A 15,853-nucleotide genomic window follows, 5' to 3' on the forward strand; every position below is an offset into this window, starting at 1 on the left:
CTAACCAGTACTAATGAACCGTGAGGCTTAACCTTACAACGCCGAAGATGTTTTGGCGAAGAGAGACGATTTTCAGCTCAGATTCAGAGTCCGAAGGATTTTGCGCTGAGACAAGGCGGCAAATGAAGCGAAGGAAGGAGCATACTGAGGTATGTGACTGACTTTCGCGAATGCAGCCAACGCAGTATCAGCACAAAAGACACAGGACAGAGCACAGAATTTGCCTGGCGGCAGTAGCGCGGTGGTCCCACCTGACCCCATGCCGAACTCAGAAGTGAAACGCCGTAGCGCCGATGGTAGTGTGGGGTCTCCCCATGCGAGAGTAGGGAACTGCCAGGCATCAAATTAAGAAGTATGGCACTGACCTTTGAGGCAGTTCGCTACTCGATAAGAGAGTAGGCCAAAAGCGAAAGCTTTTGAACGTTGCGAAGCAACGGCCCGAAGAGTGAATCACAAAGTGATTCATAAACTGCCAGGCATCAAATTTAGTGTGCTGATATGGCTCAGTTGGTAGAGCGCACCCTTGGTAAGGGTGAGGTCCCCAGTTCGACTCTGGGTATCAGCACCAGTTTTTTCGGTTAAAGTTCGGCAGATTTAGAAAAGAATTTGTCTGGCGGCAGTAGCGCGGTGGTCCCACCTGAACCCATGCCGAACTCAGAAGTGAAACGCCGTAGCGCCGATGGTAGTGTGGGGTCTCCCCATGCGAGAGTAGGGAACTGCCAGACATCAAATAAAGCAAAAGGCCATCCGAAAGGATGGCCTTTTTGCGTTCCTGGGTTGGTATAACACAATTCAGCCGGACAAAGGCTATGCCTTACCCGGCCAAAAAATATCAACTAATGAATTACCTGCGATAAAAATGCCCGTGTGCGTTCCGATTTGGGATGTGCAAAAAACTCATCCGGCGCGGCCTGCTCAACAATCTCTCCACGATCCATAAATATCACACGATCAGCGACGGTACGCGCGAACCCCATCTCATGCGTGACACACAGCATTGTCATACCCGACTGCGCCAGCCCAATCATCGTATCCAGCACCTCTTTAACCATCTCTGGATCGAGCGCCGATGTCGGTTCATCAAACAGCATAATCTTGGGCTTCATGCACAGAGAACGGGCAATCGCGACACGTTGCTGCTGCCCGCCGGAAATTTGCCCGGGAAACTTATGTGCATGCTCGGCAATTCTCACACGTTCAAGGTAATGCATCGCCAGCGCTTCTGCCTCTTTCTTTGGCATTTTATGCACCCAAATGGGGGCCAGCGTACAGTTTTGCAGAACGCTCAGATGTGGGAATAAATTAAAGTGCTGGAACACCATGCCCACTTCCTGGCGTACTTTCTCGATATTACGCAGATCGTCATTCAGCTCGATCCCATCGACAATAATTCGCCCCTGTTGATGTTCCTCCAGGTGGTTGATACAGCGAATGGTGGTGGATTTCCCTGAACCCGAAGGCCCACACAAGACAATACGCTCACCCGGCCTCACTTTCAGGTTAATGTCTTTTAAAACATGAAATTGCCCGTACCATTTATTCACACTTTCCAGCGTAATCATCGCGTCAGCGGGTTGCATTAAAATTTGGCTCATAGTTACCTCAGTGCGGTGTACGCCCGGTGTGGAAGCGCTTTTCCAGATACTGGCTGTAGCGCGACATGCTAAAACAGAAGATCCAGTAGATCAGCGCAGCGAAGACATATCCTTCCGTCGACATCCCCAGCCAGGCAGGATCGACGGTCGCTTGTTGCACGCTGCTGAAGAGATCAAACAGACCGATGATGATCACCAGACTGGTATCCTTGAACAGCGCAATAATGGTGTTTACCAGACCTGGAATCACCAGTTTCAGCGCCTGTGGAAGAATCACCAGTCCCTGCATCCTCCAGTAGCCCAGCGCCAGCGACTCCGCGGCTTCATATTGCCCCTTTGGCAGCGCCTGAAGCCCGCCGCGCACCACTTCCGCGACGTAGGCTGACTGGAACAGGATCACACCGACCAACGCGCGAATCAGCTTATCAATACTGGTGCCTTCCGCCATAAACAGCGGCAGCATGACAGAAGACATAAACAGCACCGTAATGAGCGGTACACCGCGCCAGAACTCGATAAAAATGACCGACAGAATTCGCACCACTGGCATGGTTGAACGTCGTCCTAACGCGAGCAGGATCCCAAGTGGTAGTGCCCCCGCGATACCAACAGCGGCGATAATCAGCGTCAGCGTCAACCCGCCCCACTGGCGCGTCTCGACGCGATCCAGTCCGAAAATCCCACCGTAGAGTAGTCCCCAAACAATCAGCGGGTAGATAACCGCCCAGCCAGCTATGTAGCGTCCACGCTGTGGCAGGTTGCGCCAGAACATCAGCGCAATGGAGAACAGGCCAATCAGCAGCGCCAGATTAATTCGCCAGCGCTGATCGTGTGGGTAGAGGCCATACATAAACTGGCCAAAACGTTGATGGATAAAGACCCAGCACGCTCCGGCTTTCGTACAATCAGCGCGCGTTGTGCCAACCCAGTTGGCCTGCAAAAATGCCCAGTTCAGCAGCGGCGGAATTAACTGCCACATCAACCACAGGCAGAACAAGGTGAGCAGGCTATTCAGCCAGCTGGAAAACAGGTTTTTGCGCATCCAGACAAGCGGTCGCCAGGACGAAGCTGGCGTGGGCGGGATCGGATGCGATAACAGTGCTTTTGTCATCATGGCTCCTTAACGCTCGACCAGGGCGATGCGGCGGTTATAGAGGTTCATCAGCAGGGAAATTGTCAGGCTGATAATCAGGTAAACCGACATGGTTATGGCGATAGTTTCAATCGCTTGTCCGGTCTGGTTGAGTACCGTTCCGGCAAACAGTGACACCATATCGGGATAACCAATCGCTGCCGCTAAAGAGGAGTTCTTCACAATATTCAGATACTGACTGGTAAGCGGTGGAATGATGACCCGAAGCGCCTGAGGAATGATCACCTGGCGCAGCGTGACAGGATTTGGCAGCCCCAGAGAACGCGCCGCTTCATGCTGGCCATATGGCACCGCCTGAATACCTGCACGAATAATTTCCGCGATAAATGCCGACGTATAAACGGAGAGCGCCAGGGTGAGCGCTGCCAGTTCAGGGATAAGCGCCATGCCGCCGCGGAAGTTAAACCCCCGCAGTTCCGGCACATCCCAGTGCAATGCCGCGCCAAAGAGCCCGTGAGCCAGAAGTGGTAAGCCGACAATGAGTGCCAGTGCCGCAGGCCAGGTACGACGAAGTTGCCCCGTTTTTATCTGACGTAGTGTGTTGTAGCGATAAAGCCCGATCGAGACGGCGATGGCGACAATAATGGCCGCCAGAAACGCCAGCAGCCCTTCTCCTAACTGCGGAGCAGGAATATAGAGCCCACGATTGCTGAGAAAAAGCAGGTCAAAGGCATTAACCGCCTGACGTGGGCCTGGCAGATTACGCAGTACAGCAAAGTACCAGAAGAAGATTTGCAGCAGCGGAGGAATATTACGGAACGTCTCAATGTAAATCGTTGAGAGTTTGCGCAGCAACCAGTTATCTGACAAGCGTGCCAGCCCAAGGAAAAAGCCGAGAATCGAAGCGAAAACAATACAGAGGGCCGAAACCAACAGCGTATTCAGCAGCCCGACCAGAAACACCCGGCCATAAGTATCACCCTGTTGATAATCAATCAGGTGCTGGACGATACCGAACCCGGCGCTGCGATCGAGAAAAGCGAAGCCTGAGGTGATACCTCGGTTATTCAGATTGGTAATCGTGTTGTGTATCAAATAGATGGCAATAGCGACAAGCGTCACTACAGCGATAATTTGAAACAGCCAGGCACGAACCGTGGGATTAGAAAAGGAGAGAGCTCCCTTTACGGTTGGGTGACGATGGCGCATAAAAAACCTCAGAACCAGAACGAAAATGTGGGCGCCGCAGTGCAGCGCCCGTTACTGCCGTGCTTAGCGTACTGGCGGAGCGTATTGGATCCCGCCATTGTTCCAGAGGTTGTTTTGCCCGCGTTTGATCTTCAGCGGGCTTTCCGATCCCACATTGCGCTCGAAGATCTCGCCGTAGTTGCCGACCTGCTTCACAATGTTGTAAGCCCATTTGTTATCGAGCTTAAGATCCTTACCGTAATCACCTTCTTTGCCTAACAGGTGAGCCATATCTGGCGTGGCTGGGTTGGCGGCTTTCTCGTCGACGTTTTTCGAGTTGATGCCCATCTCTTCGGCGTTCAGCATGGCGAAAAGCGTCCAGCGAACGACGGAGAACCATTCATCATCGCCACGTCGCACCACCGGCCCGAGCGGCTCTTTGGAGATAACTTCAGGCAGTACAATCCACTCCGCCGGGTTGCCAAGTTTGATGCGCAGGGCATACAGCTGTGACTGGTCAGAGGCCAGCGTATCGCAGCGTCCTGACTCCAGTGCTTTAGCCGATTCGTCAGAGCGGTCGAAAGTTACCGGCGTGTACTTCATGTTATTGGCTTTGAAGTAGTCCGCTACGTTCAGTTCTGTATCCGTGCCCGCCTGAATACAAACCGTTGCACCATCCAGTTCTTTCGCGCTTTTTAGATCGGCTTTGTTATGGGTCAGGAAGCCGATACCATCGTAATAGGTCACGCCAGTGAACGACATCCCCATGCCGGTATCGCGCGAAGAGGTCCAGGTGGTATTACGGGAGAGCAGGTCTACCTCACCCGATTGCAGCGCAGTGAAGCGCTCTTTGGCGGTGAGCGGGGTATATTTTACTTTGCTGGCATCGCCAAAGACGGCAGCGGCGACCCCGCGACAGACATCGACGTCAATCCCGCTAAATTTGCCATCGGCATCGGCGTATGAGAAACCGGGCAGGCCGTCACTTATCCCACACTGGACGAACCCTTTTTTCTTCACGGCATCAAATGTGGTACCTGCATGTGCCTGATTCACAACCGCAAACAGCGCGCCGGCAGCGGCGAGGCTGGCTATCATTATCTTTTTCATAATGCATCCTGTGTGGCGGAAAATTATCTTTATAAGTGACGTTTGGGAAACGCCTGAACCTGTCTTTCGTAGAGGCTCTACGTTTTACTAAGCAAAGGTAGTGCCAGGTTTGCGCAAGGTAATTAAGCGCAATATGTCTGAGTGTAGACAGGAAAAAATAAAATCAGCGCCCTGAAATAGTGCGAAATTACAACGTAAGCCACATTTTGGCGCAAAATATTTTCTTTTTAATGGCAACAGTTCGCTAACAGTTTTGCCCGTGAATATAAGCAAACTGTAGGATGAAATGAAGTTGTGAAAAGCAACACGAATAATTGCAACGCGGCAATATTTAAGAAAGCAGGATGTGATTAAGTTCTATATCTATTTATTTATATAACGTTGGAAGCGTAAAAATTGCACCACCGAAAGGCAAACGCGCGGCAGGGCCGCGCGCGGAGAGTATTATTTGGACAGGGCGATGATCCCCATCGTCAGGCCCGCTACAGCGGCAGTCCCTACAGCGACGGCGCCCGCAGTCTCCCAGTTATCCTGAGTAGTGCCTTTCATACAGGTATTGGTATGAACCAGACGTCCCTGATCATCATAGACCGGTACGCAGGGAGAATCGTGAGCACAACCTGCCAGCAGTGCGGTAAGCAGTGCGACAGAAATTAATCTTTTCATGGTGTTACCTCAATAATCACGCCTTCGTTTAATAAGCTAAGTCTCTTATTAACGAGCTCGGGCCTATTTTATCACTGGCGATAAAAAGACTGTCGTGCGGAATAATGTCAATTCATGTGAATTGTAAAAATAATGAAGAAAAGAGAGTTTTATAGATTAGGTTTAAGAAAGAACGAATCACTATCTTATTCATTTTTATAGCCATCAAACTGCATAAAAAAGGCGCCCGAAGACGCCTTTATGTTTCAGCCTTATTCGCTTTTGCCTTTGAAGCGACGACGAATGACCACAAAGAAGACGGGTACGAAGAAAATGGCTAACAATGTCGCGGAAACCATTCCGCCCATAACGCCAATACCCACCGCATTTTGTGCGCCACTCCCGGCACCGTTGCTGATAGCCAGCGGTAATACACCGAGGATAAAAGCAAGCGATGTCATCAGGATAGGGCGCAAACGCATTCGCACCGACATCAACGTTGCTTCGATGATGCCTTTGCCCTCTTTCTCCATCAGATCTTTGGCAAACTCTACGATCAGAATGGCGTTCTTAGCCGAAAGCCCGATGGTGGTGAGCAGGCCAACCATAAAGTAGACGTCATTTTTCTGACCAAAGAGCGTGGCGGCTAACAGCACGCCGACGATCCCCAGCGGTACGACCAGCATCACGGAGAACGGAATCGACCAACTCTCATAAAGCGCAGCCAGACAGAGGAAGACGATGACGAAGGAAACCCCGATCAGGGCTGGCGCCTGGTTACCTGACAGCCGTTCTTGATAGGACATCCCCGTCCAGTCGTAGCCAATACCCGCAGGCAGCGTCGAGGCCAGATGCTCCATTAGCGCCATCGCTTCACCGGTGCTTTTACCCGGGGCTGACTCGCCCTGAATTTCCATCGACGGCAACCCGTTGTAACGTTCCAGACGTGGGGAGCCGTGAGACCAGTGCGCGGTGCTAAAGGTGGAGAACGGTACCATTTCGCCATTGGCGCTGCGTACGTACAGACTATTGATATCTTCCGGCAGCATGCGGTACTTCGCGTCGGCCTGCACGTAAACTTTTTTCACGCGACCACGGTCGATAAAATCATTAACGTAAGCGCCGCCCAGCGAGGCTGAAATGGTCTCGTTGATGTCCGAAAGCGACACGCCCAGCGCCTGCGCTTTTTCCTGATCGACATCGAGCTTAAACTGCACCGTATCTTCCAGGCCATTAGGTCGTACACCTTCCAGAACATCCGGGTGTTGCATCGCCTTGCCCAACAGTTCGTTACGCGCGGCGGTCAGTGCCCGATGACCCAGCCCGCCCTGGTCGATAAGTTCGAAGTCGAAACCGGTCGCGGTGCCCAGTTCGAGAATCGGTGGCATATTAAAACCGCGCACAAAGCCATCCGTAATCTGAGCAAATGCAGCATTGGCACGGGCTAAAATGGCGGTAACTTTCGATTCTTTCCCTTCTCGCTGATCCCAGGGTTTCAGGCTGACAAACGCCATGCCGGCGTTCTGCGCCTGGCCGCTAAAGCTAAAGCCGTTAACGGTAAAGACACTTTCCACGTCCGCTTTTTCGTTATTCAGGTAATAATGCGTTACCTGATCGAGCACCTTCTGCGTGCGTTCCTGCGTCGCCCCTGCAGGAAGCTGAACGAGGGTCATGAAGACACCCTGATCTTCGTCTGGCAGGAAAGAGGAGGGCAGCCGCAATGCAAGTATCACCATCCCGACCACAATCAGAACAAAGATCAGCAGGTAACGACCCGTTGAACCCAGAATCCGACTCACACTATCGGTGTAATGCCCCACGCTCCGTTCGAATAGATTGTTAAACCAGCCAAAGAAACCGCCTTTATGGGCATGCTGCTCGGACGATATCGGTTTCAAAATGGTGGCGCACAGCGCCGGGGTGAGAATTAACGCAACCAACACTGATAGCGCCATTGCCGACACGATGGTGATAGAGAACTGGCGATAAATCGCCCCGGTCGAACCTCCAAAGAAGGCCATCGGAATAAACACCGCCGACAGTACCATGGCGATACCGACCAGCGCGCCCTGAATTTGCGACATCGATTTTTCTGTCGCTTCCTTTGGTGGCAGATGTTCTTCAGCCATTACGCGCTCGACGTTCTCCACCACTACGATGGCGTCATCGACCAGCAGGCCGATGGCGAGCACCATCCCGAACATCGTCAGGGTGTTAATGGAGTAGCCGAAAGCCGACAGAATGGCGAAAGTCCCCAGTAGCACGACCGGCACCGCAATCGTCGGGATAAGCGTCGCGCGGATGTTCTGTAAGAACAGATACATCACGAGGAAGACCAGCACGATCGCTTCGAACAGGGTTTTTACCACCTCGTTGATGGAGATTTTCACAAACGGCGTGGTGTCGTAGGGATACACCACTTTCATCCCCTGCGGGAAGAAAGGCTGTAGCTCCGCCAGCTTCTCTTTGATGGCTTTTGCGGTATCAAGGGCGTTGGCACCGGTCGCCAGCTTGATGCCCAGGCCCGATGCCGGATTACCGTTAATTCGCGCCACGACGTTATAGTTCTCACCGCCAAGCTCAATGCGTGCGACATCTTTCAGATGCACCACGGAGCCGTCAGTGTTAACACGCAGCGTAACGTTCCCGAACTCAACCGGATCTTTCAGGCGCGTTTGCGCAATGATGGAGGCGTTAAGCTGTTGCCCCGGCAGCGCAGGCGTTCCGCCAAGCTGACCTGCGGCAATCTGGTCATTCTGTACTTTCAGTTGATTAATGACATCAACCGGGGTGAGGCGATATTTGTTCAGCAGGTTAGCATCCAGCCAGATTCGCATTGCGTATTGCGCACCGAACAGCTGCACATCGCCCACGCCGTTAAGGCGGCTGATGGAGTCTTTAATGTTAGACGCCACGTAATCAGAAATATCATCCTGGGTGGTCGACGGGTTATCGGAGACAAAGCCGGCCACCATGAGGAAGCTGCTGCTCGATTTCTCGACGCTGATCCCTTGTTGCTGTACTTCCTGGGGCAGTAGCGGCGTGGCAAGCTGAAGCTTGTTCTGCACCTGTACCTGCGCGATATCCGGATCGGTGCCCGACTGGAAGGTCAGGGTAATTGTCACGCTTCCTGCAGAGTCGCTGGTGGAGGACATGTACATCAGGTTATCGATACCGTTCATGTTCTGCTCGATAACCTGTGTGACGGTGTCCTGCACCGTTTGTGCATCGGCCCCCGGATAATTCGCGGAAACAGAGACTGCCGGTGGCGCGATGGTGGGATACTGTGCAACCGGCAGTTGCATAATCGCCAGCACGCCAGCCATCATCAAAATGATAGCCAGCACCCAGGCGAAAATCGGACGCTTGATAAAAAAGTTAGCCATTTCGTAGGGATACCTTACTGCGCCGTAGTCGGAGTGGATTCATCGCTAACGGCGATAACCTTCGCACCGGGGTGTGCTTTCTGTAAGCCGCTGACAATCACCTTCTCGCCCGTCTTCAGCCCTTCGCTAATCAACCATTGGTCGCCAATGGCCTGCGTAGCGACAACGTTGCGCATTTCGACGGTGCTATCGTTATTCACTACCATTACGGTGGCATCACCGCGCGGCGTACGTGTTACGCCCTGCTGCGGCACCAGAATGGCGCCTGGCTGAACGCCTTCATCGATGCGGGCCCGCACAAACATCCCCGGCAGCAAGGTGTGCTGCGGGTTAGGGAAGACGGCGCGCAGGGTGATGGAGCCGGTGCTTTCATCGACAGTGACGTCGGAAAACTGCAATGTGCCTTTCAGGGGATAAGGCTGACCGTTTTCCATCAGCAGCGCCACATTGCTGGCGGCGGCCTCTTTTTGCAGATTCCCCTGCTCGACGGACTGCTTCAGGCGCATGAAGTCGCTGCTGGACTGCGTTACATCGACATAGATAGGGTCCAATTGCTGTACGGTTGCCAGCTCGGTGGTTTGCCCATTGGTCACCAGCGCGCCTTCCGTCACATTGGATTTCCCAATACGCCCGCTAATGGGTGACGTCACTTTGGTATAAGCCAGATTGATACGCGCACTCTCCACCGAGGCTTTAGCGGCAACGACCATCGCATCTGCCTGACGCGCATCAGCAATAGCCTGGTCATACTCTTGCTGGCTGATGTATTGGGTTCCTACCAGCGGCACATAGCGTTTTACCGTCAGGTGCGCTATCTGCGCGGCGGCTTCACTTTTCCCCAGTTCGGCCTTCGCGCTGTCGTAATCGGCCTGATAGGTTGCCGGATCAATCTGATACAGCGACTGTCCTGCTTCGACGTCGCTGCCCTCAGTAAAGTGGCGCTGTAAAATGATACCGCTAACCTGTGGGCGTACCTGGGCGATGCGGAATGCAGATGTGCGGCCTGGCAGCTCTGTGGTCACAGCCAGCGGCGCTGTTTTCACAATGTGAACCGTCACCTGAGGTTGCAGAGGATGAACTGGCTTCTCATCCTGATCGTTACAACCGGCAAGTAACGTAGCCGAAATGATGATGAAGGTGGGCAGGAGTGAAAACCTGGCGTATTTCGTCATTGCAGTTCCTTATAAACCGAAGCTCGCTATTTACCGTCGCAGGTAATAGAGAAAACAGAAGCCGAGAAAATAAATAGTTTGCTATCCTACAAATAATAAGGTGGCTATGTAAGCAATAGTTATTTATTCACCATTCGAAAGGCACGCAAACATAAAAGGGAGATAAGATAAGTGTGTTTTTTATTGGCGGACTGTTTCTAAATATAACGTTATGCCGTGGGCTGTAATTACATATGGCTGATGAATATAATAATATCAATTTATTTATTGTGATTATATTTGTTGTTTCGACGGTTTTTAATTCTTCGGGATGAATTAAAGATAAAATAGTGTCATTATCGTCGTCTCTATTTTCTCCTCCATGCAGGGTTACGCCATGGTGAAAAAAACCAAAGCAGAGGCGCTTAAAACACGCCAGCTACTGATTGACACGGCGATCGCGCAGTTTGCTGCGCGCGGCGTGACAAATACTACGCTGAACGACATTGCCGATGCCGCTCAGGTCACACGTGGCGCCATCTACTGGCACTTTGAGAACAAAATACAACTGTTCAATGAAATCTGGCGTCAGCAACCAGCACTGAGTGAATTGATCACCATTGACCTTACCGCGGAGTGGCAGAACAATCCGCTCAGGTTGATGCGTGAAAAACTTATACTCGGGCTACAATATATTGCAACCAATCCACGCCAACGCGCATTAATGCAAATTTTGTATCATAAATGTGAATTTCACGAAGAGATGCTTTCGGAACAATATATTCGTGAGAAGATTGGATTTAGTCATCCGCAGATGCGGAGTTTATTGATTCAGGCTATCGCGCGCGGGCAACTCTCGCCCAGTCTGGACTTAGACGTAATATTAATTATTCTGCATGGTTGTTTTAGCGGTATTGTTAAAAACTGGTTGATGAATCAGGCACAGTACGATTTATTCTCACAAGCCCCCGCGCTGGTGGATAATACATTACGTATGCTGGTCAATAATTATAATTTTGATGAATGTGTCATGGCAGAAGGGATTGCAGGATAATACCGATCTAAGCGCTCATCCTGCAGGCTATTTATGCGCAGGTTTATTCCAGTTCGCTACAGTTTACCAGTTTTAACGGATTGACCGAGTCCATGTTTCTGCACTTGTCCGTTTCTGTCGCCAGCAGCTCTATCCACTGCATCAACACCGCATCAAAGAAGAACATAAACAGCGCGAAAACGACAAGCCAACCGTATTTGCGAATCATGAGCCAACCCTGGTATTGATAACATGAATGGCAGCAATATACACGAAAATGAAGGGCGGGAAAGTGGAGAAAGCGCGGTTTTACAGACAATAAAAAAGGCGCGTCCCCATGCCGAGTAGCGCCTTTTTATCCGTCATGAACGAAACTTAGTTCATGCCGTATTTTTTCAGTTTTTTACGCAGCGTACCGCGGTTGATCCCCATCATGAGAGCAGCACGGGTTTGGTTACCGCGGGTGTATTGCATCACCATGTCCAACAGGGGCTGTTCTACTTCAGCCAGTACCAGCTCATACAGATCATTAACATCCTGACCATTCAGTTGAGCAAAATAGTTCTTCAGTGCCTGTTTAACCGAGTCACGCAGGGGCTTTTGAGTTACCTGGTCCTGAGAGTTAACGGTTGAAACGGTCAGTACGTCAGAATTTACGCGTTGTTCGAACATAGTTCTGTCAGCTCTTTATTTCTATTACGCAAAATTTTCGAAGTATGCCTCCAACGCCTCCAGCTGTTCGCTGGCATCCTCAATGGCGTTGAATGTGCGCCGAAACTGGTCATCTGGAGCGTGCTCCTGGAGATACCAGGAGACGTGCTTACGTGCAATTCGGTACCCTTTTGCCTGACCATAAAAGTCGTGCAACTCCCGAACATGCGCGCAAAGTAAGCGCTTAACCTCTGCCAGAGGCAGAGGGGGCAGCAGCTCCCCAGTGTCCAGATAATGCTGGATTTCCCGAAAGATCCAGGGTCTTCCCTGAGCTGCGCGGCCTATCATCAGGGCATCAGCCCCCGTATAGTCCAGTACAGCTCTGGCTTTAAGCGGGTCAGTAATGTCGCCATTCGCGATAATCGGAATGGAAACTTTCTGCTTAACTGCCCGAATACTGTCGTACTCAGCTTCACCATTAAACAAACAGGCGCGTGTGCGTCCGTGAATCGTCAGGGCCTGAATGCCACAGTCTTCAGCCAGTTGGGCAATTTCTTCACAGTTACGGTGCTCAGGAGCCCAGCCAGTGCGAATTTTGAGTGTTACGGGAACGTCCACTGCCTTCACGACCGCGGTCAGGATAGACTGCACCTGGTCCGGATACTGCAGTAGGGCTGAGCCCGCGAGCTTGCGATTCACTTTCTTTGCTGGACAGCCCATATTGATATCAATAATTTGGGCGCCGCTTTCCACATTAATGCGTGCGGCCCATGCCATCTCTTCAGGATCGCTACCGGCGATTTGCACGGTTCGAATACCTGGTTCATCAACGTGCACCATCCGTAAGCGAGACTTATCACTCTCCCATACCTGCGGGTTAGAGGACATCATCTCGGAAACGGTTAAACCTGCCCCCATCTCATAGCACAGCGTCCGGAATGGTCTGTCAGTGATGCCAGCCATTGGCGCTGCGATCAGGCGATTTCTGAGCTGATAGTGTCCGATGCGCATGAGTTAAGAAATGACCATACTGTGACTGCAAGGCGGCGTATATTACGCATTTTTTGGACGAGATGAAAGGCCAAACTTTGAGCAATCAGATGTTGTAGATCAATGAATCGCAGCTCAAAGGATAGTCAAAAAATAAATATCTTTAATAATCATGAGATTAATTCGATATGGATATTTTGTGTGCAGCGATAAAAAGGTAAAACTTCTCGTTTTTTCTTACTTCTCATCGCGTAATCACGACATAAAACGCTGTTTTTATGAACAAAAAGAGGGCGCTATAGTGCGATCTGGATCGCATTTATTGCCATTGCCAGCAGGAACGAGAGGAAGCAGGCGGCCCGGACAGGCCGCCTGAAGGCTTACTTCTTACGACCCGTGATGCGACACCACTCTTCTTTCTCAACAACCGCGTCGAGTTCGAAAAGCTCAGCGTAAGCTTCACATACACTTTCTGCCTGGCTGGCCAGTATACCGGAAAGCCCCAGCAGACCGCCTGAAACGGGCAGCACGCTGATTAATGGAGCCAGCTCGCGTAATGGGCCTGCGAGGATGTTGGCGACCACCACGTCGGCGCTCATGGCGTCTGGCTGCTCCTGCGGCAGATAGAGTTCCAGACGCTCGGAGACGCCGTTACGTTCGGCGTTATCGCGGCTGGCCTGAATCGCCTGCGGGTCGATATCAATACCGATGGCTTTAGCCGCGCCGAGCTTCAACGCCGCGATGGCCAGAATACCGGAGCCACAGCCGAAATCGATAACGGTTTTACCCGCCAGATCGAGCCCGTCAAGCCACTGCAGGCACAGGGAGGTCGTCGGGTGTGTCCCGGTGCCAAACGCCAGTCCCGGGTCAAGCATCACGTTAACCGCGTTGGCATCCGGCACATCGCGCCAGCTTGGGCAAATCCACAGACGCTCACCGAAACGCATCGGGTGGAAGTTATCCATCCACTCGCGTTCCCAGTCTTTATCTTCCAGCTGCTCGATTTTATGGGCAAAACCAGCACCCAGTAGCGGATGCAGTTCCAGGGCGGCAACGACCGCTTTCATGTCGGTCTCTGCATCGAACAGGCCGATAACGTCCGTATCGCCCCACAGGCGGGTTTCACCTGGCAGCGGCTCAAACACCGGCGTATCGTGCGTATCCTGGAAGGTGATGGAGACGGCGCCCGTTTCCATTAGCGCATCGCTTAAGTCCTCAGCGTTCGCGCCGCTGGTATTCAGTTTCAGTTGGATCCATGGCATGGCAAAAACTCTTTATTTATCAGTAGACAGTACGACAGTTTGTGGTGCGGAAGAACCGAAACGGTTCCCGACCAGAAACGCCAGTAAACTCAGCAGTAACGAAGGCACAATCGGATGGAAGCCCAGGTACTGAATATTAAACGTCGCGAGTACGGCATAGAGCACGCCACCCACGATCATCGCGCTCAGCGCACCTGCGGCGTTCGCGCGTTCCCAGTAAAGCCCCAGCACCAGCGGCCACAGGAACACCGCTTCCAGGCCACCAAAGGCCAGCAGATTCAGCCAGATGATCATCTCTGGCGGACGCCATGCCGCCAGTAGCAGCAGCGCACCCAGAATCAGGGTAATGGCCGCTGACATTCGCTTCAGGCGTCGCTCGTTTTGCAGCTGCTCCGGGCGCAGGTTCAGGTAGAGATCTTTAATGATCGTAGCGGAACTTTGCAGCAACTGTGCATTGATCGTCGACATAATGGCGGCCATCGGCGCGGCGAGGAAGATCCCGGCGGCGAATGGCGGTAACACCTTAACCATCAGCGTGGGGATAACCAGATCCGGCACGGTTAAATCCGGGATCACCGCACGCCCCAGCGCGCCAGCCAGGTGCATACCGAACATCAGGATAGCGACAACGATGGTGCCGATAATAATCCCACGGTGCACGGCCTTGCTGTCTTTATAGGAGATACAGCGCACCGCCGTGTGCGGTAGGCCAATTACCCCGAAGCACACCAGTACCCAGAATGATGTCATAAAGGTGGGCGAGAGAATATCTTCGGCACCTTCCGGGCTGACCAGTTTAGGGTCAATGGTTTGCAATGTTTCAACAGCATGGCTCAGGCCGCCCGCCGCGTGTACGATACCGACCAACAGTACGATGGTGCCAATCAGCATCACCAGCCCCTGCATCGTGTCGTTGAGTACGCTGGCGCGAAATCCGCCAAACGCGGTATAGAGCGCAATACTGATGCCGAAAATCAGCAAACCGGTTTCATAAGGAATACCCGCCGCCGTTTCCAGCAGGCGCGCGCCGCCGATGAACTGTACGGTCATCGCGCCGATGAACGCGATAAGCAGGCTCAGGCTTGCCAGCCACACCAGCAGGCGGCTCTGATAGCGGGCAAACAGCATATCGTTCAAGGTGACGGCGTTATAGCGTCGCGCGAGAATGGCAAATTTTTTGCCCAGTATTCCCAGCGACAGCCAGACAGCAGGCAACTGAATCATCGCCAGTAGTACCCAGCCGAGACCGTATTTATACGCCGCACCCGGCCCGCCAATAAACGAGCTGGCGCTGATATAGGTGGCCGTCAGCGTCATTGCCAGCACAATTCCGCCCATCGAGCGGCTACCGAGGAAGTATTCATTCAGGAACGAACCTGTTGCTCGTTTGCGCATTGCATAAACCGAGAGGCCAAACACCACCACCAGGTAAGCGACAAGCGGAAGAATCACTTCAAGCTGCATCGTCATCCTCCAGCGGAATGTCGCGGTAAATCCGTTTTACCATTGCCCAGCACAGTACAATAAAGATCAGCGGCACCAGCAAGCATGCCATCTCGAACCAGTGAGGCAGGCCGGTAACACCGATCGCAGAATCAGGTAAGTAAGCAGCCACTAACCATGCGACAAGATAAAGAAGGGTCAGCCACAGCGCCCAGCGCGCCTCTTTATGGGCCTGAACAAAACGCTTGTCCATTTTTTGTCCCTTGTGGATGAAGAAAGCGGGGATTGTACATGAGGGCGAGCGGG

At 52.3% G+C, this 15,853-nt stretch carries 13 protein-coding genes, 1 tRNA gene, 2 rRNA genes and 1 pseudogene; 4 read left to right on the forward strand and 13 right to left on the reverse strand.

Features of this window, described 5'->3' with window-relative positions; genetic code table 11:
• Positions 1–223 precede the first annotated feature (223 nt).
• The 3 genes from rrf (DBY68_RS04055) (at position 224) to rrf (DBY68_RS04065) (ending at position 725) form a co-directional block, all read left to right on the forward strand.
• Positions 224–339: ribosomal RNA gene (gene rrf, locus DBY68_RS04055) — 5S ribosomal RNA — on the forward strand.
• A gap of 153 nt (positions 340–492) precedes the next feature.
• Positions 493–568: transfer RNA gene (locus DBY68_RS04060), tRNA-Thr, on the forward strand.
• 41 nt (positions 569–609) lie between these two features.
• A 5S ribosomal RNA gene (gene rrf / locus DBY68_RS04065) occupies positions 610–725 on the forward strand.
• A 111-nt stretch (positions 726–836) separates the two neighbouring features.
• Here the strand turns inward: rrf (DBY68_RS04065) and DBY68_RS04070 are convergent.
• The 7 genes from DBY68_RS04070 to DBY68_RS04100 form a co-directional block, all read right to left on the reverse strand.
• Positions 837–1,595 carry an amino acid ABC transporter ATP-binding protein gene (locus DBY68_RS04070; RefSeq protein WP_108474903.1) on the reverse strand — a complete coding sequence of 253 codons (759 nt, stop codon included), beginning with the start codon at positions 1,593–1,595 and terminating at the stop codon, positions 837–839.
• A 7-nt stretch (positions 1,596–1,602) separates the two neighbouring features.
• On the reverse strand, positions 1,603–2,706 hold the full coding sequence (locus DBY68_RS04075; protein WP_108474904.1) for an amino acid ABC transporter permease: 1,104 nt from the start codon (positions 2,704–2,706) through the stop codon (positions 1,603–1,605).
• 9 nt (positions 2,707–2,715) lie between these two features.
• Positions 2,716–3,897, reverse strand: a complete 1,182-nt coding sequence (locus DBY68_RS04080; protein ID WP_108474905.1) for an amino acid ABC transporter permease — start codon at positions 3,895–3,897, stop codon at positions 2,716–2,718.
• Between the two features lie 63 nt (positions 3,898–3,960).
• Positions 3,961–4,986 carry an amino acid ABC transporter substrate-binding protein gene (locus tag DBY68_RS04085; RefSeq protein ID WP_108474906.1) on the reverse strand — a complete coding sequence of 342 codons (1,026 nt, stop codon included), beginning with the start codon at positions 4,984–4,986 and terminating at the stop codon, positions 3,961–3,963.
• 444 nt (positions 4,987–5,430) lie between these two features.
• On the reverse strand, positions 5,431–5,652 hold the full coding sequence (locus DBY68_RS04090; protein ID WP_015962767.1) for a lipoprotein: 222 nt from the start codon (positions 5,650–5,652) through the stop codon (positions 5,431–5,433).
• 251 nt (positions 5,653–5,903) lie between these two features.
• Positions 5,904–9,017: an efflux RND transporter permease subunit gene (locus DBY68_RS04095; protein ID WP_108474907.1), complete on the reverse strand. Its 3,114-nt coding sequence runs from the start codon at positions 9,015–9,017 to the stop codon at positions 5,904–5,906.
• Between the two features lie 14 nt (positions 9,018–9,031).
• Complete coding sequence (locus tag DBY68_RS04100; RefSeq protein ID WP_108474908.1) at positions 9,032–10,189, reverse strand: efflux RND transporter periplasmic adaptor subunit; 1,158 nt, start codon at positions 10,187–10,189, stop codon at positions 9,032–9,034.
• 376 nt (positions 10,190–10,565) lie between these two features.
• On the opposite strand from DBY68_RS04100, the gene envR reads away from it, so the two are divergent.
• Complete coding sequence (gene envR, locus DBY68_RS04105; RefSeq protein ID WP_108474909.1) at positions 10,566–11,222, forward strand: acrEF/envCD operon transcriptional regulator; 657 nt, start codon at positions 10,566–10,568, stop codon at positions 11,220–11,222.
• A gap of 43 nt (positions 11,223–11,265) precedes the next feature.
• On the opposite strand, the gene DBY68_RS04110 is transcribed toward envR, so the two are convergent.
• The 6 genes and pseudogenes from DBY68_RS04110 to DBY68_RS04135 form a co-directional block, all read right to left on the reverse strand.
• Positions 11,266–11,430 carry a DUF2556 family protein gene (locus DBY68_RS04110; RefSeq protein WP_108474910.1) on the reverse strand — a complete coding sequence of 55 codons (165 nt, stop codon included), beginning with the start codon at positions 11,428–11,430 and terminating at the stop codon, positions 11,266–11,268.
• Positions 11,431–11,576: 146 nt separating this feature from the next.
• The gene (gene fis, locus DBY68_RS04115) at positions 11,577–11,873 is read right to left on the reverse strand and encodes a DNA-binding transcriptional regulator Fis (RefSeq protein WP_000462905.1); all 297 of its coding nucleotides are present in this window, start codon (positions 11,871–11,873) and stop codon (positions 11,577–11,579) included.
• Positions 11,855–12,863 (reverse strand): annotated as a pseudogene (dusB, locus tag DBY68_RS04120) (tRNA dihydrouridine synthase DusB). Before dusB ends, fis begins: the two are co-directional and overlap by 19 nt.
• Positions 12,864–13,222: 359 nt before the next feature.
• Positions 13,223–14,104 carry a 50S ribosomal protein L11 methyltransferase gene (gene prmA, locus DBY68_RS04125; RefSeq protein WP_108474912.1) on the reverse strand — a complete coding sequence of 294 codons (882 nt, stop codon included), beginning with the start codon at positions 14,102–14,104 and terminating at the stop codon, positions 13,223–13,225.
• A gap of 12 nt (positions 14,105–14,116) precedes the next feature.
• A complete protein-coding gene (gene panF / locus DBY68_RS04130; protein WP_108474913.1) occupies positions 14,117–15,568 on the reverse strand; it encodes a sodium/pantothenate symporter in 1,452 nt (483 codons plus the stop codon).
• Entirely contained in the window at positions 15,558–15,800 is a 243-nt protein-coding gene (locus tag DBY68_RS04135) for a YhdT family protein (RefSeq protein ID WP_108474914.1), read from the reverse strand. The genes panF and DBY68_RS04135 overlap by 11 nt, the downstream gene beginning before the upstream one ends.
• Between the last annotated feature and the right edge of the window lie 53 nt (positions 15,801–15,853).

It is taken from the genome of Pseudocitrobacter sp. RIT415, assembly GCF_003057695.2.
Classification (GTDB): Bacteria; Pseudomonadota; Gammaproteobacteria; order Enterobacterales; family Enterobacteriaceae; genus Pseudocitrobacter; species Pseudocitrobacter faecalis.